Source organism: Streptomyces sp. 351MFTsu5.1 (assembly GCF_000383655.1).
Taxonomy (GTDB): domain Bacteria; phylum Actinomycetota; class Actinomycetes; order Streptomycetales; family Streptomycetaceae; genus Streptomyces; species Streptomyces griseorubiginosus.
Window position 1 is genome coordinate 149,311 of the sequence record NZ_KB911776.1, and the last position, 25,065, is coordinate 174,375.

Annotated in this window: 20 protein-coding genes and 1 tRNA gene; 15 read left to right on the forward strand and 6 right to left on the reverse strand. The window is 71.6% G+C overall.

What is annotated here, in order from left to right:
- Positions 1–38: 38 nt before the first annotated feature.
- Both H295_RS0104120 and H295_RS0104125 read left to right on the forward strand, forming a co-directional pair.
- Positions 39–1,391 carry a PLP-dependent aminotransferase family protein gene (locus H295_RS0104120; RefSeq protein ID WP_020134071.1) on the forward strand — a complete coding sequence of 451 codons (1,353 nt, stop codon included), beginning with the start codon at positions 39–41 and terminating at the stop codon, positions 1,389–1,391.
- Positions 1,392–1,443: 52 nt separating this feature from the next.
- Positions 1,444–2,673, forward strand: coding sequence for an MFS transporter (locus tag H295_RS0104125; RefSeq protein WP_028809026.1), 1,230 nt, complete (start codon positions 1,444–1,446; stop codon positions 2,671–2,673).
- Here the strand turns inward: H295_RS0104125 and H295_RS0104130 are convergent.
- Entirely contained in the window at positions 2,648–3,547 is a 900-nt protein-coding gene (locus tag H295_RS0104130; protein ID WP_020134073.1) for a triphosphoribosyl-dephospho-CoA synthase, read from the reverse strand. The two genes, H295_RS0104125 and H295_RS0104130, sit on opposite strands and share 26 nt — an antisense overlap.
- Before the next feature lie 449 nt (positions 3,548–3,996).
- On the opposite strand from H295_RS0104130, the gene H295_RS0104135 reads away from it, so the two are divergent.
- The 4 genes from H295_RS0104135 to fxsT all read left to right on the forward strand — a co-directional run bounded on the left by H295_RS0104135 (position 3,997) and on the right by fxsT (position 12,040).
- Positions 3,997–4,188, forward strand: coding sequence for a hypothetical protein (locus tag H295_RS0104135; RefSeq protein ID WP_020134074.1), 192 nt, complete (start codon positions 3,997–3,999; stop codon positions 4,186–4,188).
- A 37-nt stretch (positions 4,189–4,225) separates the two neighbouring features.
- A complete protein-coding gene (locus H295_RS0104140; protein ID WP_020134075.1) occupies positions 4,226–6,634 on the forward strand; it encodes an FxsB family cyclophane-forming radical SAM/SPASM peptide maturase in 2,409 nt (802 codons plus the stop codon).
- 107 nt (positions 6,635–6,741) lie between these two features.
- Complete coding sequence (locus H295_RS0104145) at positions 6,742–7,995, forward strand: TIR-like protein FxsC (protein ID WP_028809027.1); 1,254 nt, start codon at positions 6,742–6,744, stop codon at positions 7,993–7,995.
- Positions 7,996–8,074: 79 nt separating this feature from the next.
- Positions 8,075–12,040: an FxSxx-COOH system tetratricopeptide repeat protein gene (fxsT, locus tag H295_RS0104150; RefSeq protein WP_020134077.1), complete on the forward strand. Its 3,966-nt coding sequence runs from the start codon at positions 8,075–8,077 to the stop codon at positions 12,038–12,040.
- A 74-nt stretch (positions 12,041–12,114) separates the two neighbouring features.
- Here fxsT and H295_RS0104155 read toward each other — a convergent pair whose 3' ends face one another.
- Both H295_RS0104155 and H295_RS0104160 read right to left on the reverse strand, forming a co-directional pair.
- Positions 12,115–12,987 (reverse strand): alpha/beta fold hydrolase, encoded by an 873-nt coding sequence (locus H295_RS0104155; RefSeq protein ID WP_028809028.1) that lies wholly within the window; start codon positions 12,985–12,987, stop codon positions 12,115–12,117.
- Between the two features lie 119 nt (positions 12,988–13,106).
- On the reverse strand, positions 13,107–13,553 hold the full coding sequence (locus tag H295_RS0104160; RefSeq protein ID WP_020134079.1) for an ATP-binding protein: 447 nt from the start codon (positions 13,551–13,553) through the stop codon (positions 13,107–13,109).
- Positions 13,554–13,783: 230 nt separating this feature from the next.
- Between H295_RS0104160 and H295_RS0104165 the strand changes: the two genes are divergently transcribed.
- The 9 genes from H295_RS0104165 to H295_RS0104205 all read left to right on the forward strand — a co-directional run bounded on the left by H295_RS0104165 (position 13,784) and on the right by H295_RS0104205 (position 23,665).
- Complete coding sequence (locus H295_RS0104165) at positions 13,784–14,665, forward strand: hypothetical protein (RefSeq protein ID WP_020134080.1); 882 nt, start codon at positions 13,784–13,786, stop codon at positions 14,663–14,665.
- Between the two features lie 137 nt (positions 14,666–14,802).
- Positions 14,803–15,540, forward strand: a complete 738-nt coding sequence (locus H295_RS0104170; protein ID WP_020134081.1) for a YcnI family protein — start codon at positions 14,803–14,805, stop codon at positions 15,538–15,540.
- Between the two features lie 79 nt (positions 15,541–15,619).
- A complete protein-coding gene (locus H295_RS0104175) occupies positions 15,620–16,276 on the forward strand; it encodes an SCO family protein (RefSeq protein WP_020134082.1) in 657 nt (218 codons plus the stop codon).
- 11 nt (positions 16,277–16,287) lie between these two features.
- A complete protein-coding gene (locus H295_RS0104180; RefSeq protein ID WP_020134083.1) occupies positions 16,288–16,746 on the forward strand; it encodes a copper chaperone PCu(A)C in 459 nt (152 codons plus the stop codon).
- Between the two features lie 13 nt (positions 16,747–16,759).
- Positions 16,760–18,775, forward strand: coding sequence for a copper resistance CopC/CopD family protein (locus tag H295_RS0104185; RefSeq protein WP_020134084.1), 2,016 nt, complete (start codon positions 16,760–16,762; stop codon positions 18,773–18,775).
- An 8-nt stretch (positions 18,776–18,783) separates the two neighbouring features.
- The gene (efeB, locus tag H295_RS0104190) at positions 18,784–20,061 is read left to right on the forward strand and encodes an iron uptake transporter deferrochelatase/peroxidase subunit (protein ID WP_020134085.1); all 1,278 of its coding nucleotides are present in this window, start codon (positions 18,784–18,786) and stop codon (positions 20,059–20,061) included.
- A gap of 68 nt (positions 20,062–20,129) precedes the next feature.
- Positions 20,130–21,062: a prephenate dehydratase gene (pheA, locus tag H295_RS0104195; RefSeq protein WP_020134086.1), complete on the forward strand. Its 933-nt coding sequence runs from the start codon at positions 20,130–20,132 to the stop codon at positions 21,060–21,062.
- A 531-nt stretch (positions 21,063–21,593) separates the two neighbouring features.
- Entirely contained in the window at positions 21,594–22,871 is a 1,278-nt protein-coding gene (serS, locus tag H295_RS0104200; protein WP_028809030.1) for a serine--tRNA ligase, read from the forward strand.
- Entirely contained in the window at positions 22,868–23,665 is a 798-nt protein-coding gene (locus H295_RS0104205; RefSeq protein ID WP_020134088.1) for an HAD family hydrolase, read from the forward strand. Before serS ends, H295_RS0104205 begins: the two co-directional genes overlap by 4 nt.
- A 20-nt stretch (positions 23,666–23,685) precedes the next feature.
- On the opposite strand, the gene H295_RS0104210 is transcribed toward H295_RS0104205, so the two are convergent.
- From H295_RS0104210 to H295_RS0104220, 3 genes are all read right to left on the reverse strand, one after another.
- Positions 23,686–23,773, reverse strand: a tRNA-Ser gene (locus H295_RS0104210).
- A 265-nt stretch (positions 23,774–24,038) separates the two neighbouring features.
- Positions 24,039–24,236, reverse strand: a complete 198-nt coding sequence (locus H295_RS0104215) for a hypothetical protein (protein WP_043217101.1) — start codon at positions 24,234–24,236, stop codon at positions 24,039–24,041.
- A 102-nt stretch (positions 24,237–24,338) separates the two neighbouring features.
- The gene (locus H295_RS0104220; protein WP_020134090.1) at positions 24,339–25,058 is read right to left on the reverse strand and encodes an ABC transporter permease subunit; all 720 of its coding nucleotides are present in this window, start codon (positions 25,056–25,058) and stop codon (positions 24,339–24,341) included.
- Between the last annotated feature and the right edge of the window lie 7 nt (positions 25,059–25,065).

Genomic DNA, 25,065 nt, shown 5'->3' on the forward strand with positions numbered 1-25,065 from the left:
GCTGGTCGCGCAGTTCCCCGCGCCCCTAAGTAGGTCTCATGGACCTGCACCTGGAAGTGATCGCCGGTGAAGGGCGTCGGGTCGGGCTCGAACGGGCCCTGCGCGACGCCGTTCGCGAGGGGCGGCTTGCTCCCGGTGCCCGGCTGCCCGCCACCCGGCGGCTCGCCGAGGAACTGGGGGTCTCCCGGGGGACCGTGAAGGCGGCCTATGACCAGCTGATCGCCGAGGGGTTTCTCACCGCTCGGCAGGGGGCCGGTACCGAGGTCGCTTCTCTGCTGTCTCTGGACACCGTCCCCCTGAAGCCCGCTGCACGCGGGCGTACGCCGGTGCACGATCTGCGGCCCGGCGCACCCGACGTCGGGGCCTTTCCCGCCGACGCCTGGGTCAAGGCCGTGCGGCGGGCCGTCGCCGTCGCGCCCGTCTCCGCGTACGACTACGGCGATCCCCTGGGGCGGATCGAGCTGCGGACCGCCCTGTCGGAGTACCTGGGGCGGGCCCGCGGGGTCGTCGCTCCCCCCGAACGGATCCTGGTCACCTCCGGGGCCGTGCAGGGGCTCTCGCTGCTCACACGGGTGCTGGGGGGCGGGACCGTGGCGATGGAGGACCCCGGGCTGCCCTTCCACCGGGACGTCGTACGGCACGCGGGCGGGCGTGTGGTGCCGGTGCGGGTCGACGACCTGGGGGTCGACGTCGACGATCTCCGGGATCCCGCGGCCGTGGTCGTGACGCCCGCGCACCAGTACCCGACCGGCGTGACCCTGCACCCCTCGCGGCGGCGGGCCCTCACCGACTGGGCACGCGCGCGGGGGGCGTGGATCGTCGAGGACGACTACGACGGGGAGTTCCGGTACGACCGGCAGCCCGTGGGGGCGCTCCAGGGGATGGCGCCGGGGCAGGTCGTCTGTCTCGGGACGGTGTCCAAGACGCTCGGGCCCGGACTACGGCTCGGCTGGATGGTGCTGCCGCCGGACCTCGTCGGCCCGGTCGCCGACGCAAAGCTGCACAGCGACCACAGCACCGAGACCGTCGGGCAGCTGGCCCTCGCCGAGCTGATCCGCAGCCACGCCTACGACCGTCATGTGCGCGCCGGCCGGCTCCGGTACCGGCGGCGCAGGGATCTGCTCGTGGCCCGGCTGGGGGCGCGACGGGGGGTGCGGGGGATCGCGGCCGGGCTGCACGCGCTGGTGGAGGTCGAGGACGAGGCGGCGGTGCTGGAGCGCGCGGCGGCGGAGGGGCTCGCGGTGGGCGCGCTCGGGGAGCACTGGCACTCCCGGGGGCCGCGCGAGGGGGCGCGCGAGGGCCTGGTCGTGGGGTACGGGACGCCTCGGGAGGGGGCGTATCCGCGGGCGCTGGAGGCGCTGGCCCGGGTACTGGAATTGGGCCATTCCTGAGGGCCTTCATTGGGCCTGTCGAGCGGTCCACCGCGCTTCTAGTGTCGTAGCCATGAGGCACTCACTCGTACCGCCCGCGGGACCGCAGCGCGTGCTGGCCCTGGCCCAGCTGAGCAACTCCGTCGGTGACGGCGCCTACTACGTGACGTCGGCGCTCTACTTCACCCACGTCGTCGGGCTCGCCCCCGCGCGCGTGGGACTCGGGCTGACCGTCGGCTGGGCGGTCGGGTCGCTGGTGGGGGTGCCGCTCGGGCGGCTCGCGGACCGGCGCGGGGCACGCGGCACGGCCGTGCTGCTGGCGCTGGCCACGGGGCTGGCGGTGGCGTCCTTCCTGGTGGTGCGGGGCTTCGTGCCGTTCGTCCTGGCGGCCTGTGCCTACGCCTCCGCGCAGTCGGGGCTCGCCGCGGCCAGGCAGGCGCTGCTCGCCGGGCTGGTGTCCGCCGGGGAGCGGACCGGGCTGCTGGCCCACCTCCAGGCGACGCTGAACGCCGGTCTCGCCGTGGGCGCGGGCCTCGGCGGGCTGGCGCTGCACGCCGGGACACGGGCGGCCTACCTCGGGGTGTTCGCGGTCGACGCGGTGAGCTTCCTGGTGTGCGCGCTGCTGTTGCTGCGGCTGCCGGCGGTGGCGCCCCGGGTGCCCTCGGGGAAGCGGCACGGCGCCGGGGTGCTGCGCGACCGGCCGTACGCCGTGATCACGGTGCTCAACACCGTCCTGCTGCTGCGGATGCCCCTGCTGAGCCTCGGGATCCCGCTGTGGATCGCCGAGCGGACCGCGGCTCCCACCTGGGTGGTGTCCGCGCTGTTCGTGCTCAACACCGGGGCCGTGATGGCCTTCCAGGTGCGGATGGCCCGCGGGGTGTCGGGACTCGCGTCGGCGACCCGCGCGGTGCGCCGGTCGGGGTGGATCATGCTGGCCGCGTGCGCGGTGTTCGCGCTGTCGGCGGGGGCTTCGCCGTGGGTGGCCGTGGGTGCGCTGGTCGTGGGGGCCGTGCTCCAGGTGGTGGCGGAGATGGGTCAGTCGGCGGGGTCCTGGCAGCTCTCCTTCGACCTGGCTCCGGCCGAGCGGGTCGGCGAGTACCAGGGGTTCTTCGGGACCGGGGTGACCGTGGCGCGGACGCTCGGGCCGCTGGTCCTCACCACGCTGCTGGTGGAGTGGGGCACGCCCGGGTGGCTGCTGCTGGGAGCGGTGACGCTGGGGGCGTCGTACGCGATGGGGCCAGCGACCCGGCGGGCCGCCGGCCGGGCGGCGGCCGACGTCACGCAGCCCGCGCTCGTGCACTGACCCCTCGTGCACTGACCCCTCGTGCACCGACGGCTCCTGCACCGACAGCTCTCGCGCTGACCACCACCGGCAGGGCGTCCACGAACAGGGCCCCCGCGAGCAGCCCGGCGCTGCCGCGGGGGCTCCACGCGCGTGCGTGCAGGTCGGTGTCGAGGGCGAGCAGGGCCTCGCGGCCGGCGTCGGTCGTGGCGCCGCCCGCCTCCAGGACGCCCCGGGCACCCGCCTGGACGTGCCGCAGGCCCGCGGGGCCCGCCGTGTGGAGGAGTTCGGTGTCCTGGAGGGTGGACATCACGGTGAGCAGGGCGTCCAGGCGGGCCTCGGACTCAGCGGCGCCCGCGGTGCGGGCCGCGGCCAGCGCGTCCAACGCCCGCCGGACGTGCGGGAATCCGGCGCGGGCCTCCCCGCGGGCGCCCGCGGCGCCGTACTTCGCGGAGACGGAGGAGCCCCGGGAGGCCCGGCGCGGGGCCCGCTTGTCGGGGTGCGCGGCGATCTTCTTGGCGACCGCCGTCACCTGTGCCGAGCGGGCCGCCGGGTCGAGGGCGGCCGCGGCGACCAGCAGACCGAGGGTCCACAGAGCGCCGCGGTGGCCGCCGCCGGCCAGGTCCACGGAGTGCTCGGTGGACCGTCCGATCGCGCCCAGTTCCGCGCGGAGCCGGGGGGTGGGTTCGCCGGTGCGGCGGGCGGCCGCAGCCATCGCCGTGAGACCGGGCGCAAGCGCCCTGGCGGACCAGCGCAGCGCGGCGTGGTCTTTGCGGGTGCGACGGGCGCCGAGGTCACGCGGGTCGGGCAGGCCCGGCTTGGGAGCCAGGGCCAGCTGAACGGTCAGCGCGTCCACGGCGGCCAGCGCCAGGGCCTGGTCCTCGGGGCTGCTCATGTCCGTACCGTAGGAAGGGTGTCCGTCAGGGGCATGGGTGGGGGCTGTGCGGGGGCTGAGAGTGCCCGCTTTCCCTCGTCCGGGTGAAATGCATCCGGGCTTCACCGTTCCTCAAACGCCCGGACGGAGTAAAATCTTCGCAACAGGTTCCGGGGGAGGTTGGGCCGTTCGGGCCACCTCGCCTTCGCCACCGACACTCCCCTGGACGCATCACGGCCGCTCAGACCCCCCTATGGCGGTGCGGCCGAAGACAAGCGGTGACATGCGCAACTCACAACTCTCATACGGGGGAACGCAGTTGGGCTGGCGTGTGGTTTTATATCTGCCCTGCGACACCCGCTCGGGGGTCGTTCACCCAGAGCGTGTTAACGCGCGATGCGCCCCGGTTGTCCGTAATATCCGCCTTACGTGGACCGACCAGCGGGCACACGGAAGATCGAGGTTCGTCCATGAACACGCCCACCACCACGGCCGACGAGCCTGGAAAGCAGTCCACCGCCGGGGAGCGGATCCCCCTGGTGCGACTCGCCGCCCGTGCGGACGGCCTCACCTCCGGTGCCCTCACCCGTGTCGTCTCGCACGGCACCCCCGACCGCGGGCCCGCCAAGGTGTCGGTGGCAGCGTTCCAGTCGGCCGTCTGACCCCTGCCCCCTCGGGCAGGAAACGCGCCGTGCGCTGATGGACCCCTCGCCGCACCCCCTGAGCCAGTTCGTGCTGAAGATGCACAGCCGCTGCGATCTCGCCTGCGACCACTGCTACGTCTTCGAGCACGCGGACCAGAGCTGGCGAGGCAGGCCGGTGGTGATCTCGGACGACCTGCTGGACCTCACCGCCCGGCGCATCGCCGAACACGCCCGCACCCACCGGCTCGACACCGTTCACGTCGTCCTGCACGGCGGGGAGCCCCTCCTCGCCGGCCGGAACAGGCTCCGCCGGGCCGCGCAGAACTTATCCACCGCCCTGTCCGGTGTCTGCGCCCTCGATCTACGCATCCACACCAACGGCGTCACCCTCGACGAGCAGTTCTGCGAACTGTTCGCGGAGTACGACATCAAGGTCGGTGTCTCGCTCGACGGCGACCGCGCCGCCAACGACCTGCACCGCCGCTATCGCAACGGCCGCAGCAGCCACACCCGGGTGCTGCGCGCGATCGAACTGCTGAGCGGCCCCCGCTACCGGCACCTCTTCGCCGGCCTGCTCTGCACGGTCGACCTGCGCAACGACCCCGTCACCGTGTACGACGCCCTCGCCGAACTCGCCCCGCCCCGCATCGACTTCCTGCTTCCCCACGCCACCTGGGACGAGCCCCCGCCCCGCCCCGACGCCGGCACCTCGGGCGCGCCGTACGGCGACTGGCTGCTGCGGGTCCACGACCGCTGGACGGCCGCGGGCCGGCCCATGGGCGTGCGGGTCCTGGACTCCGTGCTGCGCACCCTGCGCGGGGCGAGCAGTCTCACCGAGTCCCTCGGACTGGCCCCGGTGGAACTCGCCGTCATCGAGACCGACGGCGCCCTGGAGCAGGCCGACTCGCTGAAGACCGCGTACGACGGAGCGCCCGGCACCGGTCTGCACGTGGCCGTCAACTCCCTGGACGAGATGGCCGCGCACCCCGGCATCACGGCCCGGCAGCAGGGGCTGGACGGGCTCTGCGAGACCTGCCGGGAATGCCCCGTGGTCCGCTCGTGCGGAGGCGGGCTGTACGCGCACCGCTACCGCTCCGAGGGCGGCACCGGAGGGTTCATGAACCCGTCCGTGTACTGCGCCGACCTGAAACAGCTCATCACCGGGATCCGCGACCGGGAAGACCGGAGGACACCGATGCCCCACCTCCCCCTGGACGACGTGCACCTGGCCGAGATCGCCGCAGGGTTCGGCGGCGCCGACGCGGTGGACCGGCTGGCCCGGCACGAACTCACCGTCAACCGCGAACTCCTCGGCGCCGTCTGGCACGAGAGCCCGCACGACGAGACCGGTACGGCCGCCTGGGAGACCCTCGCGGTCCTCGACGCCGAGGCCCCCGAGTCGGTGGACGCGGTCCTCGCCCACCCCTATCTGCGCCCCTGGGCCCAGCGCGTGCTCCGCGGTGACGGGGAGGCCGGGCCGATCGCGATGCGCGGGGTGGCGGAGCTCGCCGCGGCCGCGCTGCTGCGGTCCGGGCAGGCGGGCGGCGTGACCGTACCGGCCCACCTCGGGGTGCTGCGGCTGCCCACCCTGGGCGCCCTGGTCGTGGGCGAGGCGACGGAGGCCCGGGTCACCAGCGTCTCCGACGAGAGCTTCCACGTCCGGGTCGAAGGACGCGAGCACACCGTGGGCCCCAAGTCCGCCCCGGATCCCGCCTGGTGGGCCCGGCACCGCTTCGAACTGCCGGGCTGGGCCGTCGCCCTGGAGGACACCGACCCCTGGCGGGACGCCCACGGATACGCCGTGCGGGACCGGCTGTCCGCGGAGGAGGCCGGGAACTGGCACCGGGACCTCGCCGCCGCGTGGGAGTGGATCCGTCGTGAACTGCCCGCCTACGCACCCGGACTGGCGGCGGGCCTGAGTGTGGTCGCCCCGCTGCGGGAGTCCACCGCGGGCGCGGACATCAGCTCGGCGGCCCGGGACGCCTTCGGCGCGGTCGCCATCGCGCGCCCGGGATCGCCGGAGACCCTCGCGTGTCTGCTGGTCCACGAGTTCCAGCACGTCAAGCTGGGTGCCGTACTCGATGTCGCGGACCTCTACGACCCCACCTGCCACCGGCTGTTCTACGCCCCCTGGCGCCCCGATCCGCGCCCGCTGGAAGGGCTGCTCCAGGGGACGTACGCGCACATCGCCGTCGTCGACTACTGGCGTGCCCGCCGGCGGACCGCGCCGGGCGCCGAGGCGCGGGACGCCGAGGTCCGGTTCGCGCGGTGGCGGGAGCAGACCGCGGAGGCGGTGGACACACTGATCGGCTCCGGAGCCCTGACCGACCTGGGCATGCGCTTCGCCACCGCCATGGGGGAGACCGTCGCGAACCGGCTGGGCGAACCGGTGGCCGCCGACGCGCTGCTCCGTGCCCGGCGCACCGCGGCGGACCACAAGGTCCGTACCACCGGGCGGGATTGACGCAAATTCACATCCCCTTTCGCACAGTGGTGTTCGACGTACCGTTTCGCCGATGAGGTGTGGTTCCTACACTGAAGCTCGGTCGGACGGCGTATCGGGGGGTATTCGTGCGAGGGGACCCAGACGACCCCAGGAATGGGCGTCCGTATTTTTTTCTGAGTTACGCGCACACGCCGCGGAACGACTCCGAGATCGCCGGCCCCAACGCGTGGGTGAAAAAGCTCTACGACGGCCTGTGCGCGCACATCCTGGAGATGACGTCGTTACCGGTGGGTGCCAGGGCCGGATTCCTCGACCAGGGGATCGCGCTGGGCACCCGGTGGACGGACGAGCTGTCGGAGAACCTGGCCCGCTGCCAGGTGTTCGTGCCGCTGTACTCGCCCCGGTACTTCATCAGTGAACAGTGCGGCCGCGAGTGGTGGGCGTTCTCGCAGCGGGAGATCTACCGCCGCACCCTGCGCGGGGAGTCCCGGGAGAGCGCCATCGTCCCCGCGTTATGGGTTCCGGTGGAACTCGCCCAGCTTCCGCAGGTGGCCAAGGACCTCCAGTTCCAGCACGCGGACTTCGGGGAGGACTACGCGGCGGAGGGTTTCTACGGACTGACCAAGCTCAGCTACCTCAAGGACCAGTACGAACTCGCCGTCTACCGGCTCGCCCAGCGGATCGTGCGCGCCAGCCAGGCCATCGACCTCCAGGAAGGGCAGGTCTACCGGCAGTACGAGACCCTGCCCAGCGCCTTCGGGGACAGTGCCCACCCGCCCGAGTTCGACGTCACCGTGATCGCCCGGTCCCGGTCCGACCTGCCACCGGGCCGGGCGGCCGACTACTACGGGGACACCCCGCTCGAGTGGAACCCCTACCATCCGGTGTCCACCCGCTCCCTCGCGGAGCACGCCGCCGACCTCGTCCGGGCCATGAACTACCGGGTCACCGTCAGCGACTTCGAGAACGAGTCGGACCGCATCCTCACCGTCAGCCCGCCCACCACCCCCGCTCTGCTGCTGCTCGACCGATGGGCCCTGGACTCCCCGCGCGTGAAGGAGCTCATGGCCCAGCTCGCCGAGCGGCAGCGTCCCTGGATCAGCGTGATGATCCCCCAGCACCGGGACGACACCGTCCCCCCGGAACAGGACCGGCAGTTGCAGGAGCTCACCGACCGGGTGCTGGCCGCACGGCAGGTGGTCGGCTCGGGCCACCGCTCGCCCGGCGGCGCCATACGCACCCTGGAGGCCTTCCAGCTCGAACTCCAGAAGGCCGTACGACAGGCGGTCAACTACTACGAGGCCCATGCGAGGACCTATCCGCCGAAGGGGCCACCCATCGATCCCCCGCGGCTGCCCAGGCTGGGATCCCAGATCTGAGCGCGACGCCGGGCCCCGCCCGCGGCACCCGGCGCGTACGGCACGAGGGAAGTGCAAGGCCTACACAGCGGAGGGCTCCATGACCGAGAACCGCAAGGGTTCAGTGATCACCTTCTACTCGTACAAGGGCGGCACCGGCCGGACCATGGCGCTCGCCAACGTGGCCTGGATCCTGGCCGCCAACGGGTATCGCGTGCTCGCCGTCGACTGGGACCTCGAGGCGCCGGGTCTGCACAGGTTCTTCCACCCGTTCCTGAAGCCCTCGTTAATGCAGGCCACCCCAGGCCTGATCAACCTGATAGACGACTACCGGCGTGAGGCGCTGCGCGACCTGCCCGACCGCGAGCCGGACTGGCACCGCCACTACGCCCGGGTCCGCCCGCACGCCCTCTCCCTGGACTGGGCCTTCCCCGAGCCCGGCAGCCTGGACTTCCTGTCGGCGGGCATGCGGCACCGGGACTACCCGATCGTCGGCAACATGGACTGGGACAGCTTCTACAACAGCTACGGCGGCGGACAGTTCTTCGACGCGATGCGCGCGGACATGGAGCGCTACTACGACTTCACCCTGATCGACAGCCGCACCGGGCACAGCGACCTCGCCGACATCTGCACCGTGCAGATGCCCAGCACCCTGGTGGTCTGCTACACGCTCAGCGACCAGAGCATCGAGGGCGCCGCCGCCGTCGCCCAGCACATCGAGGAGCGGTACGGCGACAAGGGCATCCGCATCCTGCCGGTCGCCATGCGCATCGACGACGGCGAGAAGGACAAGGTCGACGCCGGCCGGGCCCTCGCCCGCGAGCGCTTCGACGGCCTGCCCAGCGGCATGGACGCCGACGAACTCACCGCCTACTGGGGCTCGGTGGAGATCCCCTACCGGCCCTACTACGCCTACGAGGAGATCCTCGCCCCGTTCGGTGACCCGCCCAAGGTCGCCAGCTCCATGCTGACCGCGTGCGAACGGCTGACCTCCGTGGTCACCGGGGGCCGGGTCACCTCCCTGCCCCCCCTGAACGAGATCAAGCGCAACCAGTACGTCGCGGCCTACACCCGGCGCCGCCCCCTGCCGCCCTCGAAGCTGCTGCTCCAGTACGTCTCCGAGGACCGCATGTGGGCGGACTGGCTGGAGGCGGTGCTGCGCGAGGCACGCTTCGAGGTGACCTCCCAGGACCTGCGGTCGATGACGACCCTGGAACTCGGCTCGGAGGCGGTCTCCGGCGGCTCGCAGCGGGCGCTCGCCGTGGTCTCCCCCGCCTTCCTCGGCTCCCGCACCGCCCGGGCCGCCTGGGAGGCCACCGTGCACTCCGGCGGCCCGCAGAAGCACCAGCCGATCGCGCTGCGCGTCGGGGACGTCCAGCAGATCCCGTACGCCAGCCGGGGCGGCACCATCGATCTGGCCCGGCTGGACGAGGAGACGGCGACGGCCGCCCTGCTGACCGGTCTGGGCCGGCCCAGCTCGCCGCAGCCCTCCGCCCGGCCGCACGGGGCCCGCTTCCCCAACAGCAGCACCAGCGTGTCCAACGTCCAGCCCCGCTACCCGTTCTTCACCGGCCGCTCCTCGATCCTGGAACAGGTGCGCCGGCAGTTCGTCACGAGCGCTCCCGGCGGCGGGCTGCCCCAGGTGCTGCACGGCCTCGGCGGCGTGGGCAAGACCCAGCTCGCCCGCGAGTACGCCAACCGCTTCAAGCCCGACTACGACCTGGTCTGGTGGGTCGACGCCGAACAGGCCGACCTGGTCGCGCCCAAGCTCGCCGACCTCGGACGGCGACTCGCCCCGGGCATCGGCGACGACGTGTCCGAGGCCGCCGTGGCCGCGCTCCAGGCGCTGCGGGCCGGCCACCCGTACAAGCGCTGGCTGCTGGTCTTCGACAACGTCGAGGACCTGGACGAGGTGCTGAACCGCTTCAGCGACCAGACCGGACCGATCCCCGACGACGTCTACGGGCACCTCCTGGTCACCACCCGCACCAAGCCGACCTCGACCCGGGTGCGGACCGTGGAGGTCGAGGTCTTCACCCGGGAGGAGAGCGTGGAGCACCTGACCGCGCGCGTCCCCGGGCTGCGCGAGGAGGACGCGGCCCTGGTGGCCGAGGCGGTCGGCGACCTGCCCCTGGCGATCGAGGTCGCGGCGGCCTGGCTGGCCACCACGGCCACCCCCGTCGGCGAGTACATAGAGCAGCTGCGCGACCAGAGCACCCAGGTCCTGTCGGTCCAGGCCGCCGTCAACGCCGTGGAGTACCCGTCGTCGGTGGGCGCCACCTGGAACATCTCCGTGGCGCGGCTGCGCCACGAGTCACCTGCGGCGGCCCGGCTCCTTGAACTGTGCAGCTTCCTGTCCGCTGAGCCGATCTCGATGGCCCTGGTCGGCAGCGACGCGATGATCAAGGCCCTGCTTCCGTACGACAAGGACCTGCGCGCCCGGTACATGCTCGGCAAGGTCACCCAGGCCCTGAACCGGTTCGCGCTGGCCAAGGTCGACGCCACCGACAACTCCATCCAGGTGCACCGGCTGGTGCAGGCCGCGGTGCGCGACAGCATGGACCCGCGGACGGCCGAGGACACCGTGCACGAGGTGCACCGCATCCTCGCCGCCATAAGGCCTTCCGAGGACGCGGTGGACGACCCGGCCAAGTGGCCCGAGTTCGAGGTGATCTGGCCGCACCTGGTCCCCTCCAACATCCGTGAGTGCGCCGAGGAGGAGCCCCGGCAGCTGATGGTGGACCGCATGCGCTACCTGTGGAAGCGCGGCGAACTCCATCTCGCCCGCACCCTGGGCACCCAGCTCAACGAGTTCTGGAGCACCGAGTTCGCGGACTCCAACGACGAGCAGATCCTCAACCTGCGGTTCGAGCTGGCCAACATCCTGCGCTCGCAGGGCGAGTACCAGGCCGCCCGGGAGATGGACGAGGACACCCTGGCCCGGCAGCGCCAGCTCCTCGACGACGGCCACCCCTCGCTGCTCATCACCTCCGGCAACGTGGCCGCCGACCTGCGGGCGCTCGGCCGTTTCAAGGAGGCACTGGAGCTGGACCAGCGGAACTACAACGGGTTCCGCGAGATCTTCGGCGAGGACCACTCGCGGACCCTGCGCTCCGCCAACAACCTCGCCATCGACCACCGGCTCACCGGGGACAGCGAGGCCGCCCGGCGGCTCGACGAGGACACCGTGCGCCGCCGTACCGCGATGGACGGACCGCTGCACCCGTACACCCTCACCACCCGCAGCCACTACGCCCGCGACCTGCGGGAACTCGGCGAGTACGACGAGTCGGTGGAGATCCTGCGGCAGGTGCGGGAGCTGTTCGGGCAGGTGCTGAACCCTTATGTGCCGGAGGTGCTGCGGGTCGACAAGAGCCTCGCGGTGTCGCTGCGCAAGGCCGGGCGGCACGCGGAGGCGCTGGAGCTGAGCGAGCAGACGTGGGAGACCCACACGCGCTACCGGGACCGGTACGGCCGCTCCATTCCCGAGGAACTGGCCTGCGGGCTCAATCTCGCCGCCGACTACCTCGCGACCGATCCGGAGCAGGGGGCCCAGCGGGCGGTACGGCAGGTCACCGAGGTGCTCGAGGGGTACCGGAACTCCTTCGGGCCGGGGCATCCGTTCACGATGTTCTGCATCAACAACCTGGCGACCTATCACCGGGCCCTCGGTGAGGCCGGCACCGCCGCGGAACTGGCGGAACAGGCCCACACCGCGCTCGCGCGGGCCCTCGGCAACGAGCACCCGGCCACCCTCAGCGCGGGGGCCAGCCTGGCCAACGCCCTGGCCGACCTCGGCCGTCTCGAGGAGGCCGAGCACTGGGAGCGGCTCGCCGTGACCGGGCTGCGCAAGCGACTCGGGCCCACCCACCCGGACACCCTCGCCGCCATGGCCAACCTCGCGATCACCCTGCGCGCCCTGGGCAACGACAAGGAGGCCGCCAAGCTGCACCAGGAGGTGGAGACGGAACTCGTCCAGCGCCTGGGCGAGATGCACCCGCTGAGCACGGCGACGGCGGAGTGGCGCCGCATCGACCGGGATCTGGAGCCGCAGCAGGTGTGAGCGGGGTGGGTGAGAAGGGGTCCGTGGCGGCCGCGGGCACGTCACGGCCGGCTCGGTCGGCTCCACCGGTGGGGTCAGTCGTCGTCGCGGGCCGCCCAGCCGATGATGCGGGTCATGACGCGGAGGGCTCCGAAGTGGGCCGCGTCGGGTTCGACCTCGACCAGCGCGCCGGGGATGTTGCGGCCGAGCCAGCGGGTGTGTTCGACCGGGGCGAAGATGTCCTCCGCGCCGTGCCACAGCACGACGGGCGCGGTGATGTCCGCGAGGTCGAAGCCCCAGCCCGTGCTGAACGCCATGACGTCGTCCACCCACCCGTCGGCGGAACTGCGCAGCCCCTCCGCGAAGTTGCGCTCCAGCATGGCCTGGATACCCGCGTCCGCGACGATCCGGCGGTCGGACTCCGGCAGCCCGCTGCGCATCTCGGCGACGATGGACGCGGGATCGGCGCGGATCGTCAGCGAGCGCAGGCCCAGCGCGGCGGTGAGCCGGTGCCGGCCCGCGTCCGCGTTGACGTACGCGTGCACGTTGGCCTCGGTCATGCCGTCGAACCAGTCGAGATCGGCGGCGTCCCGAGGGGCGAGCCCGACCAGCGCCCCGGTCCGTGCGGTGCGCTCCGGGATCAGTGCCGCGCAGGCCAGCGCGTGCGGGGCGCCCCCGGACCGGCCCACCACACCGAACCGCCCGATCCCGAGCGCGTCGGCGATCAGACGGACGTCCTCGGCGGCGGCGCTGACCGTACGGCCCACGCTGCGGTCCGAACCGCCGTAGCCGGGACGGTCGAACGTGATCAGCCGGACCCCCATGCGGTAGAGGACCGACGGCCTCGGGGCGGGGCCCAGCCGGCTCCCGGGGGTGCCGTGCAGCAGGAACACCGGACGCCCCTTGGGGTCCCCCCGCTCCTCGACCGACAGCCGCCGGCCGTCCCTCGCGCAAACCGTCCACGCCATCGGCAGTCCCCCCACGGCCCGGCGTTCCCCTGACTCCGGCGACCGAGCAGCCGGCCCCGGTCGGTGCGACCGGCACCGGCCAGTATGCAGACCGGAACCCCAGGAGTCATGACCTCGGATCACACCGCCATCAGCGGGGCGTCCTTCTTCCACTTCAGGATCTTGTCGAAGCTCACCACGGCCCCGCGGCGACCGGGCTTGTTGCCGATGTGGACATGGTCGGCGAGTTCCTGGATGAGACACAGGCCCCGGCCGTTCTCGGCCTCGCCGGAGACGGGACGCAGCGGCTGGACCGGCTGGGGGCGGGCGAATCCGGGCCCGGAGTCGGTGACTTCGATCCGGCACTTCTCGCCGTCGAGGTACGCGGTGACCCGGTACGCCGCCGAGGAGTCCTGCCGCCCGCCGTGCTCCACCGCGTTGGCGCAGGCCTCGCTGAGGGCGAGGGAGAGGTCGTAGGAGACGTCCGGGTCGACACCCGCGGTCTCCATGGTGCCGAGCAGCAGGCGCCGGGCGAGCGGCACGCTCGCAGCCTCGCGCCGCAGATGGAGTGACCACCAGATGCTCATGCTGCTGCCTCCTGGCCGCGGCTCGACATACCGTTACGTATTGCCGCGTGCGCCCGTGTGTAAGCGCATCGTGGACGTGATGCCGCCCATATGGGCGATGTGCGGGCAGCGATGGACGGTGTATGTGGGGCAGGAAGGACCAGAAGCGACCTTCCGGTCGTACGCCCCGTACGTCATCTTGTGGACCTGCCGTATGGCGCCGGTAAGGCCAGTGCGATGATGAGCCCGCCATGACTGCCCCCCACGCGCGTTCCGGAGACGGTCTCCGGGTTCTGCGGGCCGCGGTGTTCGCCGCGGTCTGCGTCGTGCTGGCCGCGGCCGGTCACTCACTCGCCTCCTGCGCCACCGTCCCGTGGTGGACGCTCGGCGCCGGGTTCGCCGGGGCGGTCGTGGTCGTGGCGCCCCTCGCCGGGCGGGAGCGGTCCCTGCCGGGCATCGCGACCCTGCTCGCGCTCGGACAGACCGTGCTGCACGTGCTGTTCGGGCTGGGGCAGCACGGGACGACCGCGATGGCGATGTCGTCGAAGACCGCGATGGCGATGTCGTCGATGCCGCGGACGTCCGACGCCGCCCTTGTCCAGCAGGCCGCGCGGCTGCTGTGCGGCACCACCGCGGCGGCGATCAGCCCGGCGCAGGCGCACCGGCTCCTTGTCGAGGCCCGGCTGTACCCGGCGACCGGGACCGGCGCGGGGGCCGGGGCCGGGGCCGTTACGGGGGCCGGTGGGGCGCACGCCATGACCGAGGCCTCCGGTTCCGCCGGCTCCTCCGCGCTGTCGCTGCTGCCGTCCCTGCCGATGCTCCTCGGCCACGTCCTCGCGGCCGTCGCCGCCGGCTGGCTGCTGCGGCGCGGGGACCTGGCGCTGCTCCGCCTCGCCGAGCTGTCCACGTACTCGGCGCGTTCGATGGCGGATGGGGCGCTCGTACGGTCCCTGCGCGCGGCGCTCACCCTGGTGCGCGCCCTGCGTGCCGGACTGCCGGGGGCGCCCGAGGCCGGACCGCGTGCGCCGCTGACGGCCTCGTTCACGCCGCCCCGACCGCGTGCCAGGGCACTCCAGCACACGGTGATCCGCCGGGGTCCGCCGACCGTGTCCGGGCTCGTTCTCGCCGCCTGACGCGACGCGACCACCACTCCACCTTCCGAGGGACGTGATCCCGGGGGACGTGAAGGAGGGGCCGCCGTCGTGCGGCATGCGCGTGCGCACACGCGTATCTCTCTTCACCGGAACCCCTTTCAACCGGAGTGCCCTTCATGAAGGCTTCTCGCCTCGCCGTCACCGGCGCCGTCGCCGCCACCGCCGTCGTCGTCCTCTCCTCACCCGCCTTCGCGCACGTCAGCGTGCAGGCGGAGGGGACCGCCGCCAAGGGCGGCTACGCGGTCGTGGACTTCAAGGTCCCCAACGAGCGGGACAACGCCTCCACCACCAAGCTCGAGGTGAACTTCCCGGCCGACCACCCCCTGGCCTCGGTCATGCCGGAGCCGATGCCGGGCTGGAAGATCGTCGTCACCAAGTCCAAGCTCGCCAAGCCCCTCGAGATGCACGGCAAGCAGATCACCGAGGCCGTCTCCAAGGTCACCTGGACCGCCACCGGCAAGGACAGCGGCATCCAGCCGGGCTACTTCGAGAAGTTCCCCGTCTCCGTCGGCGCCCTGCCCGAGGACGCCGACGAACTGGTCTTCAAGGCGATCCAGACGTACTCCAACAACGAGGTCGTGCGCTGGATCGAGGTCCAGGAGGAGGGCGCGGAGGAGCCCGAGACGCCGGCCCCCGTGCTCACCCTGTCCGCGGCCTCCGAGGACGGCCACCACGGCGCGGCGGCCGCCGAGGAGACGGACGCCAAGACCGAGAACGCCGCCGCGGCCGACGAGGTCGCCCCCGCCGACAGCAGCGACACCACCGCCCGGGTGCTCGGCGTGGTCGGCATCGTCGTCGGCGCCCTGGGCGTGGCCTACGGCGTGCTCGCCGGCCGTAGGCGCAGCGACGCCTGACCCTGTTCCGCGACCACGCGCCGGGGGTCGTAGCGGCCCCCGGCGCGGACCCGAAACCTTGAATCTGGGACCTTTCGATATGCGCAAGAAGATGTTCGCCGCGGCCGCGCTGATCGCCGCCGCCACCCTGACCCTCTCCGCCTGCGGCAGCGGCGACGACAGCTCCTCCCCGGTCTCCGTGGTCTCCGAGGACTCCGGTGCGAACAAGGCCGGCACCGTCCTGGACCAGCCGTTCGAGAAGCCGGACCTGGTCCTCACCGACACCAAGGGCCAGAAGTACGACCTGCGGACCGCGACCAAGGGCCGGCCCACCCTGGTCTACTTCGGCTACACCCACTGCCCCGACATCTGCCCGCTGACGATGAACAACATCGCCGTCGCGAAGAAGCAGCTGCCCAAGTCCGAGCAGGACAAGCTGTCGGTCGTCTTCGTCACCACGGACCCGGCCCGCGACACCCCCTCCGAGCTCGGCAAGTGGCTCAAGGGCATCGACCCCCAGTTCGTCGGCCTCACCGGCGACTTCGCCACCATCCAGGCGGGCGCGCGCACCCTCGGCATCTCCATCGAGCCGACCCACAAGGACAAGAAGACCGGCAAGACCGTCTCGGTGCACGGCACCCAGGTCGTCGCCTTCTCCCCGAAGACGAACGCGGGATACGTCCTCTACGGCGAGGACGCCACCGTCGACGACTACACCAAGGACCTGCCCAAGATCATCAAGGGGCAGAACCCGTGAGGCGTACGGCGATGTCGGCCACCGCCCTGGCCGGCGCCGGGGCCCTCGCCCTGGTCGGAGCGGTCGTCCTGGTCGGCTGCTCCGGCTCCGACGCCTCCGCGAAGAACCTCACCGTCTCCGGCGCCTACATCCCGCAGCCCGTCTCCGCGGACATGGCCGCCGGGTTCCTGACCATCTCCAACCCCGGCTCGTCCCAGGACGAGCTGACCTCGGTCACCAGTGACGACGGCGACATCACCATGCACGAGACCAACGGCGGCGCGATGGAGGAGGTCTCCCGCCTCACCGTCCCGGCCCACGGTCAACTCGTGTTCAAAAGCGGCGCCAACCATCTGATGTTCGACAAGCTGAAGCGCAAGCCCGAACAGGGCCAGACGATCACCGTCGAACTGCACTTCGCCCAGTCCGACCCCGTCGTCGTGAAGATGCCGGTGAAGTCGGCGACCTACGTCCCCAAGACCGGACACTGAGGGAGGGACCACCTTGACGCAGACCATCGCCCCCCGCGTCCGGACCCTGGTGCTGCTGCTCCTGGCCACGGCCGGCCTGCTGCTGACCACGGCCGGATCCGCCTCCGCGCACGCCGCACTCACCGGCAGCGACCCCCAGCAGGGGGTGGTGGTCGACAAGGCACCCGACCAGGTCTCCCTGACCTTCTCCGAGCAGGTCGCCCTGTCGAACGACTCGCTGCGGGTGCTCGACCCCAAGGGCAAGGCGGTCCAGCAGGGCAAGCCGTTCCAGGTCGAGGGCACCACATACGGCGTGAAGGTGCACAGCGGCCTGCCCGACGGCACCTACACCGTCACCTACCAGGTCGTCTCCGCCGACAGCCACCCTGTCGCCGGCGCCTTCACCTTCTCCGTCGGCGCCCCTTCCGTCACCTCGGTGTCGGTATCCGGGGAGACCGCGGGCGGCGGGGTCGTGGGCTGGCTGTACGGCTTCGGCCGGTACCTGTCGTACGCCGGCTTCATCGTGCTGGTCGGCGGCGCCGCCTTCGTGCTGGCCTGCTGGCAGCGCGGCGCCGGAGTACGGCCCATGCAGCGGTTCGTCGTCGGCGGCTGGCTCACCCTCACCTCGGCCACCCTGCTGCTGCTCCTGCTGCGCGGCTCCTACACGGGCTCCGGGAAGGTCGCGGACATCTTCGACCTCGACCTGCTCGGAAACGTCCTCCAGACCAAGTCGGGTGCGGCCCTCGTCTCCCGGCTGCTGCTGCTCGCGGCGGCGGCCCTGTTCATCTCCGTGCTCTTCGGCGCCTACGACAAGCGCGAGGACGAGGAGAAGCGGGACCTCACCTTCGGGCTCGCGATCGGCGGAACCGTCGTCGCGGCCGGACTCGCGGCCAGCTGGGCGATGGCCGAACACGCCTCGGTCGGCCTCCAGCCGGGCATCGCGATGCCCGTCGACGTCCTCCACCTGCTCGCCGTCGCCACCTGGCTCGGCGGACTGAGCGCACTGCTCGTCGCGCTCTACCGCTCGCAGACGCCGATCGAGTCGGCCGCCGTACGCCGCTTCTCCCAGGTCGCCTTCGGCAGCGTCGTCACACTGGTGGCGACCGGCGTCTACCAGTCCTGGCGGCAGCTCGGCTCCTGGTCGGCGTTCACCGGGACCCGGTACGGGCAGCTGCTGCTGGTCAAGATCGGGCTGGTGGTGGTGCTGGTCGGCATCGCGTACCTCTCACGGCGGTGGACGGCCCAGCTGGCCGACACCGTCGTACGGCAGGGCAAGCGGGCGCCTCAGAAGGAGCGGGTGTCCGCGAACGCCTCCGGCTCCGCCAAGTCCGCGAAGTCCGCCAAGGAGGCGGGCGGTGCGGAGGAGTCCGGCGCCGGCACGGCCGCCAACAAGGCCGGTGGCGGGAAGCAGGCCAGTGGCGCCAAGAAGGCCGGTGGCGCGAAGGGCGACGGCTCCCAGCGGGCCGCTCAGCTCGCCCGGCAGCAGGCCGCGATGGACACCGCCCGGCAGAAGCGGACGCGGGACGCCGATCCGCACCGGTTCGGACTGCGCCGGTCCGTGCTCGCCGAGGCGGGCGTCGCCGTCGTCCTGCTGGCCGTCACGACCGTGCTGACGCAGACCGAGCCCGGCCGCACCGAGGAGGAGGCCAAGGCGGCCAAGGCTGCTGCTTCGTCGTCCTCCTCCTCGTCCTCGGCTCAGGCCGGGTCCGGTGCGGTGACCCTGGACATGTCCTTCGACACCGGCGGCAGCGACGGCAAGGGGGTCGTGACGGTCGACGTCGACCCCGCGCGCGTGGGCGGCAACGAGATGCACGTCTACGTCCAGCGGCCCAACGGCCGTGCCTTCGACATCCCCGAGGTGAAGGTCGCCCTCACCCTGGAGGCCAAGAAGATCGGGCCGCTGGCCATCACCCCGGACCGCATCACCACCGGCCACTGGTCGGCGAGCAACGTCCAGATCCCCATGGCCGGCGACTGGAAGATCGCCGTCACCGTGCGGACCTCGGACATCGACCAGACGACCGTCTCCAAGAACGCGCAGATCGGCTGACCCGCACCATGGCTGAACAGTCCCTCCCCGTAGCCGACCAGGACGCCTCGGCGGAAGAGAAGCCCTCTTCGCGACCGGGCGTCTCACGGCGTGCCCTGCTCGGCACCGCCGGCGCCACCGGGCTGGTGCTCGGCGCGGCCGGCGGAGCCGCGGGCTACGCGGCCGCTCCCGCCGCGGCGACCCCGCTGAGCTCCGTGGGCAGCACCGAGGTGATGTTCCACGTGAAACATCAGCCCGGCATCACCGAGGGCCTCCAGGCGCGCGGCCACCTCGTGGCCTTCGACCTCACGCCGGGCGCGGGCCGCAAGGAGGCCGCGGCACTGCTGCGCCGCTGGTCGGAAACGGCTCGCAGGCTCATGGCCGGGGAGCCTTCCGGATCCGACGACACGGACGTCGCCCGGGACGCCGGGCCGTCCTCCCTGACGGTGACCTTCGGCTTCGGGCACAGCTTCTTCTCCCGGACCGGGCTGGAGAAGCAGCGCCCGGTCGCCCTCGACCCGCTTCCCGACTTCTCCTCCGACCAGCTCGACAAGGCCCGCAGCGACGGCGACCTGTGGGTGCAGATCGGCGCGAACGACGCTCTGGTCGCCTTCCACGCCCTGCGCGCGATCCAGAAGGACGCGGGCAGCGCGGCCAGGGTCCGCTGGCAGATGAACGGCTTCAACCGCACCCCGGGCGCCACGGACCGTCCCATGACGGCCCGCAACCTCATGGGCCAGCTGGACGGCACCCGCAACCCCAAACCGAGCGAGCCCGACTTCGACGAGCGGATCTTCGTCCCGTCCTCCGCCACGCCCGCGTGGATGGCCAACGGCTCCTACGCGGTCGTACGACGGATCCGGATGCTGCTCGACGACTGGGAGAAGCTGTCGCTCGGGGCCCAGGAGGCCGTCATCGGGCGCCGGAAGGCGAACGGGGCCGCCTTGTCCGGGGGCACCGAGACGACCCCGATGGACCTGGAGAAGACGGACGCCAAGGGCGATCTGGTGGTGCCGATCAATGCGCACGCCCGTATCACCCGGCCCGATCAGAACGGGGGCGCGGCCATCCTGCGCCGGCCGTTCTCCTTCCACGACGGCATCGGCGCGGACGGGGTGCCGGACGCCGGGCTCCTGTTCGTGTGCTGGCAGGCCGACCCGCTGCGCGGCTTCGTCCCGGTCCAGCGCAAGCTCGACCGTGGTGACGCGCTCTCCCAGTTCATCCGGCACGAGTCGAGCGGACTGTTCGCGGTGCCGGGCGGCGCGGCGCAGGAAGAGTACGTGGGGCAACGGCTCCTGGAGGGCTGAGGTCACGCGGGTTCACCCGGTCGTGAGACGGGCGGGCCCGGTTCCGCAAGGGCCATTAGGGTGAGGTCATGCCAGCGAGCTACGCCTATCTCGGCCCTGAGGGCACCTTCACGGAAGTCGCGCTGCGGACGCTTCCCGAGGCGGCCACCCGGGAGCTGATCCCGTACGTGTCGGTGCAGTCCGCGCTGGACGCGGTGCGCGCGGGGGAGGCCGAGGCCGCGTTCGTGCCGATCGAGAACTCCGTCGAGGGCGGCATCACCACCACCCTCGACGAACTGGTCGCGGGTGCCCCGCTGATGATCTACCGCGAGGTGCTGCTGTCGATCACCTTCGCGCTGCTGGTCAGGCCGGGCACCGAGCTCACGGACATCAAGACGGTCTCCGCGCACCCGGCAGCCCAGCCGCAGGTGCGCAACTGGCTGAAGAACAACCTCCCGGACGTCCACTGGGAGTCGGCCGCCTCGAACGCGGACGCGGCCCGGCTGGTCCAGGAGGGCCAGTACGACGCGGCCTTCGCCGGTGAGTTCGCGGCCGCCCGGTACGGCCTTCAGGCACTGGAGACCGGGATCCACGACGCCGAGAACGCGCAGACGCGGTTCGTGCTGGTCGGCCGTCCGGCCCGGCCCGCCGCTCCGAGCGGTGCCGACAAGACGTCCGTGGTGCTGTGGCAGCGCGACGACCACCCCGGCGGGCTGCGTGACCTGCTGGGCGAGTTCGCCACCCGCGGCATCAACCTGATGCTGTTGCAGTCCCGGCCCACGGGCGCCGGTATCGGCAACTACTGCTTCTGCATCGACGCGGAGGGCCACATCACCGACCGCCGGGTGGCGGAGGCACTGATGGGGCTGAAACGGATCTGCCGGGAGGTTCGTTTCCTCGGGTCGTACCCGCGTGCGGACAAGGAACGCGCAGACCTGCTGGCGCCCCTGCCCGGCACCTCGGACGAGGAGTTCATGGCGGCCTCGGACTGGGTGGCGCGATGCCAGGACGGGCGATTCTGACCTGTCTTACCTGCAGATTTTAGTTATCCACAGAAGTTGTCCACAGGCTGGCTTCTCGACCTGGGGACAAGTCGACACCAAAGCACGACCCTGTCGACAAATCGGCCTACAGGCCCTGCCGATGTCCACCCGCATGCACATCACCCTTCGTCCATTCTTTTCCCATGCGTAACCCTTTGGAGTGACCGGTTTCCACTCGAAAGTAGGGGTAAAGAGGAGTTTGCGCCGGGAATCCTCGTCATGTCCCCCAGGTTTCGGAGTGATCAATTCCGAAATCCACAGATCCTCCGCACACCCTGTGGATAACTTTCCGAGGGGTGTGGATCCCTGTGGACAACCGTGCGCCAATTCCCGCTCCGCACAAGGGAGTCGAGTCAACCCTGCGCCTCGCGCATGCCTCGTCCCGGGGATCGGGGTGCCCTTTCCTTGACACGTTCCGCAATTCACCCATAACGCAACGTAAGCCACTATTCAGTGCGGCCGGGAATAGTGAGTCGTGGGCCGTATCCCCGCACCGGTAGCCTTGGCCGCGTGATTGACCTTCGCCTGCTCCGTGAGGACCCCGACCGAGTGCGCGCGTCGCAGCGTGCCCGTGGAGAGGACGTCGCCCTCGTCGACTCCCTCCTGTCTGCCGACGAGCGGCGCAGGTCGTCCGGCGTCCGCTTCGACGAGCTGCGCTCCGAGCAGAAGAGCCTCGGCAAGCTCGTCCCCAAGGCCACTCCTGACGAGCGCGTCGAGCTCCTGAAGCGGGCGGAGCAGCTGAAGGCCGAGGTGAAGGAAGCCGAGGCCGCCCAGAACGAGGCCGACGAGGAGACCAAGCGCCTCCTGCTCCAGCTCGGCAACCTCGTCCACCCCGACGTCCCGGTCGGCGGCGAGGAGGACTTCGTCGTCCTGGAGACGCACGGCACCATCCGCGACTTCGGCGCCGAGGGCTTCGAGCCCAAGGACCACCTGGAGCTCGGCGAGGCGCTGGGCGCCATCGACGTCGAGCGCGGCGCCAAGGTCTCCGGCTCGCGTTTCTACTACCTGACCGGTGTCGGCGCCCTGCTCGAGCTGGCGCTCGTCAACGCGGCGATCGCCCAGGCCACCGAGGCCGGCTTCACGCCGATGCTGACCCCCGCGCTGGTCCGCCCGCGCGCCATGGAGGGCACCGGCTTCCTCGGCCAGGCCGCGGAGAACGTCTACCACCTGGAGAAGGACGACTACTACCTGGTCGGCACCTCCGAGGTCCCGCTCGCCGCGTACCACATGGACGAGATCCTGGACGCCGACAAGCTGCCGCTGCGCTACGCCGGCTTCTCGCCGTGCTTCCGCCGCGAGGCCGGCACCTACGGCAAGGACACCCGCGGCATCTTCCGCGTGCACCAGTTCGACAAGGTCGAGATGTTCTCCTACGTCGCCCCCGAGGACGCGGAGAACGAGCACAAGCGGCTCCTGGAGTGGGAGAAGCAGTGGCTGACCGGTCTCGAGCTGCCCTTCCAGGTGATCGACGTGGCCTCGGGCGACCTCGGCGCGTCCGCCTCCCGCAAGTTCGACTGCGAGGCGTGGATCCCGACCCAGGGCAAGTACCGCGAGCTGACCTCGGCCTCCAACTGCGACGGCTTCCAGGCCCGCCGCCTGGCCGTGCGCATGCGCGACGGCAAGAAGGTCCAGCCGCTGGCGACGCTCAACGGCACGCTGTGCGCCGTACCGCGCACCATCGTGGCCATCCTGGAGAACCACCAGCTGGCCGACGGCTCCGTGCGGGTGCCGGAGGTGCTGCGCCCGTACCTCGGCGGGCGGGAGCTGCTGGAACCGGTCGCCAGGTGAGCTTTCCGTACCGGCTGATCGCGACCGACCTCGACGGGACCCTGCTGGGTTCCGGCGAGTCGGTCTCGCAGCGCACCCGGGACGCCCTCGCCGCGGCCACCGCGGCGGGCGCCGCCCACATCGTCGTCACCGGACGCGGGGTCCGGTGGACGCGGCACATCCTCGACGACCTCGGCTACCAGGGCCTCGCGGTGTGCGGACAGGGCTCGCAGGTCTACGACGCCGGCGAGCACCGTCTGCTGACCTCGGTGACGCTGGACCGGCAGCTGGCCGCGGTGGCCCTCGCGAAGATCGAGGCGGAGGTCGGCCCGCTGTTCCTGGCCGCGAGCCGCAGCGGCGTGGACGGGGACGTGCTGGTCGGGCCGGGGTACGCGCTGACGGGTGCACTGCCGGCGACGCCGTTCACGGACGTGTCCGACCTGTGGGCTGAGCCGCTGGGCAAGATCTACATACAGCATCCGGAGCTCACGGACGACCAACTGGCCGACGCCGCCGTACGGGCCGCGGGGGGCTTCGTCTCGGTCGCGATGGCCGGCCAGGGCATCGTGGAGCTGCTCCCGCTGGGTCTGTCGAAGGCGACCGGTCTGTCCCTGGCGGCCCGTCGCCTGGGCCTGAAGGCCGCGGACACGATCGCCTTCGGCGACATGCCCAACGACATCCCGATGTTCGCCTGGGCGTCCTACGGGGTGGCGATGGCGGACGCCCACGAGGAGCTCAAGGCGGTCGCCGACGAGGTGACGTCCTCCAACGAGGAGGACGGGATCGCGGTGGTGCTGGAGCGGTTGCTGGGCTGACGCCCAGGGACAACGTCTTGCGGAGGATGCACGGATCGAACGTGCGCGGGCTTTTCGGGCCCGACCACGGTTTAGCAAACCGGTGCCTTACCACTCGGCCAATCCTCCGGGTGGGCGGCCTCACGCGAGAGCGACATCGCGTGCTCGAAGCGGCCGCCCCGGGCGGGTCCTGCGGTGGACTCGACGGTGGCGTAACTACACCGGAGTCCTCCGCCGGCCGCCCCGACGGGAGCTGGGCGTACTGTCGTGCATGGACATCGCCCGGCTCCCTCCCCGTTCGTGGTGAACACAACCATCGTGCCCGTACGCCGAGTTGGGCGCCACCGAATAAACGGCCAGGTGTTCGACCCGCTGGCTTCCCAGGTGTGTCGGCCTACCGGCGTCCCCACCGCCTGCGGCGCCTGCTGAAGAACCACCCCGCGGGCGGCTCGTCGGAGCGCCAGGGCTGCGGCTCGGGCGACTCCTGACGCCAGCGCGCGGCGAGCATACGGGCCCGGGCGGACGGCTCGGAGGTCTCGGCGGAGCGTATGAAGTCCTCGTCCAGCACGAGGTCGTCCCAGTCGTCTGCCATGCCCGTTCCCTTCAACTCGCAGCCGGACATTCCCCTTTGTCCAGTGTGCCCGGACAAAGGTGAAGTCCCTGTCAATAAGCCCGGCATCAGGGGCCGGGTCCGCTACTCCTCGCCCGCCAGCGTCAGCGACCGCAGCTTCTGTCCCGCGTACCAGGTGGCGAGGACGGTCACCACGACCAGCAGCACCGTGGCCGTCGGCAGTCCGACGTCCGAGGTGACAAGGTCCCCGCCGGCGACCTTGTGGGCGACGGCCAGCGACCACTGCTGGACGCTCAGCGTGCGCGCCCCGGCGACCAGCGAGCCGAACAGGGCCTCCCAGACCAGCGCGTAGACCAGCCCGAAGACCACCGCGTGCCGGGACACCGTGCCCAGGAGCAGGAAGAGCGCCGCGTAGGCGATCGAGGAGACCAGCGCGGCCACCGTGTAGGCGACGGCGATCTGCTGGCCGTTGCCGTTGAGGATGAGGCCGGCGATGAAGGTGGGCAGCGCCGAGAACACCATCGTGACGGCGATCGCCACGATCAGCTTGGTGAAGATGATCGTCGGCCGCTTGATGGGCTTCGACAGCAGATAGACCACCGAGCCGTCGTCGATCTCCGGGCCGATCGCGCCGGTGCCCGCGATGACACCGATGATCGGCACCATGGTGGCCAGCGCGAGGCCGCCCAGCAGGTCGGAGGCGGTCTGGTCGTCGGCGCCGACCAGCGCGCGCACGATCACGGAGATCACGATCAGCAGCAGGGGCAGGGCGCCCAGGATGAGGGCCCGGCGGCGGCCGAGCAGGGCCCGGTAGGTGAGTCGGGCGACTGTGGGGTCGTACATCTTCGGC

Excerpts from the sequence above, each read along its gene's own strand:
- H295_RS0104120 (WP_020134071.1), top strand. The coding sequence starts at position 39 with ATGGACCTGCACCTGGAAGTGATCGCCGGTGAAGGGCGTCGGGTCGGG.
- H295_RS0104125 (WP_028809026.1), top strand. The coding sequence starts at position 1,444 with ATGAGGCACTCACTCGTACCGCCCGCGGGACCGCAGCGCGTGCTGGCC.
- H295_RS0104130 (WP_020134073.1), bottom strand. The coding sequence starts at position 3,547 with ATGAGCAGCCCCGAGGACCAGGCCCTGGCGCTGGCCGCCGTGGACGCG.
- H295_RS0104135 (WP_020134074.1), top strand. The coding sequence starts at position 3,997 with ATGAACACGCCCACCACCACGGCCGACGAGCCTGGAAAGCAGTCCACC.
- H295_RS0104140 (WP_020134075.1), top strand. The coding sequence starts at position 4,226 with ATGGACCCCTCGCCGCACCCCCTGAGCCAGTTCGTGCTGAAGATGCAC.
- fxsT (WP_020134077.1), top strand. The coding sequence starts at position 8,075 with ATGACCGAGAACCGCAAGGGTTCAGTGATCACCTTCTACTCGTACAAG.
- H295_RS0104155 (WP_028809028.1), bottom strand. The coding sequence starts at position 12,987 with ATGGCGTGGACGGTTTGCGCGAGGGACGGCCGGCGGCTGTCGGTCGAG.
- H295_RS0104160 (WP_020134079.1), bottom strand. The coding sequence starts at position 13,553 with ATGAGCATCTGGTGGTCACTCCATCTGCGGCGCGAGGCTGCGAGCGTG.
- H295_RS0104165 (WP_020134080.1), top strand. The coding sequence starts at position 13,784 with ATGACTGCCCCCCACGCGCGTTCCGGAGACGGTCTCCGGGTTCTGCGG.
- H295_RS0104170 (WP_020134081.1), top strand. The coding sequence starts at position 14,803 with ATGAAGGCTTCTCGCCTCGCCGTCACCGGCGCCGTCGCCGCCACCGCC.
- H295_RS0104175 (WP_020134082.1), top strand. The coding sequence starts at position 15,620 with ATGCGCAAGAAGATGTTCGCCGCGGCCGCGCTGATCGCCGCCGCCACC.
- H295_RS0104180 (WP_020134083.1), top strand. The coding sequence starts at position 16,288 with ATGTCGGCCACCGCCCTGGCCGGCGCCGGGGCCCTCGCCCTGGTCGGA.
- efeB (WP_020134085.1), top strand. The coding sequence starts at position 18,784 with ATGGCTGAACAGTCCCTCCCCGTAGCCGACCAGGACGCCTCGGCGGAA.
- pheA (WP_020134086.1), top strand. The coding sequence starts at position 20,130 with ATGCCAGCGAGCTACGCCTATCTCGGCCCTGAGGGCACCTTCACGGAA.
- H295_RS0104215 (WP_043217101.1), bottom strand. The coding sequence starts at position 24,236 with ATGGCAGACGACTGGGACGACCTCGTGCTGGACGAGGACTTCATACGC.
- H295_RS0104220 (WP_020134090.1), bottom strand. The coding sequence starts at position 25,058 with ATGTACGACCCCACAGTCGCCCGACTCACCTACCGGGCCCTGCTCGGC.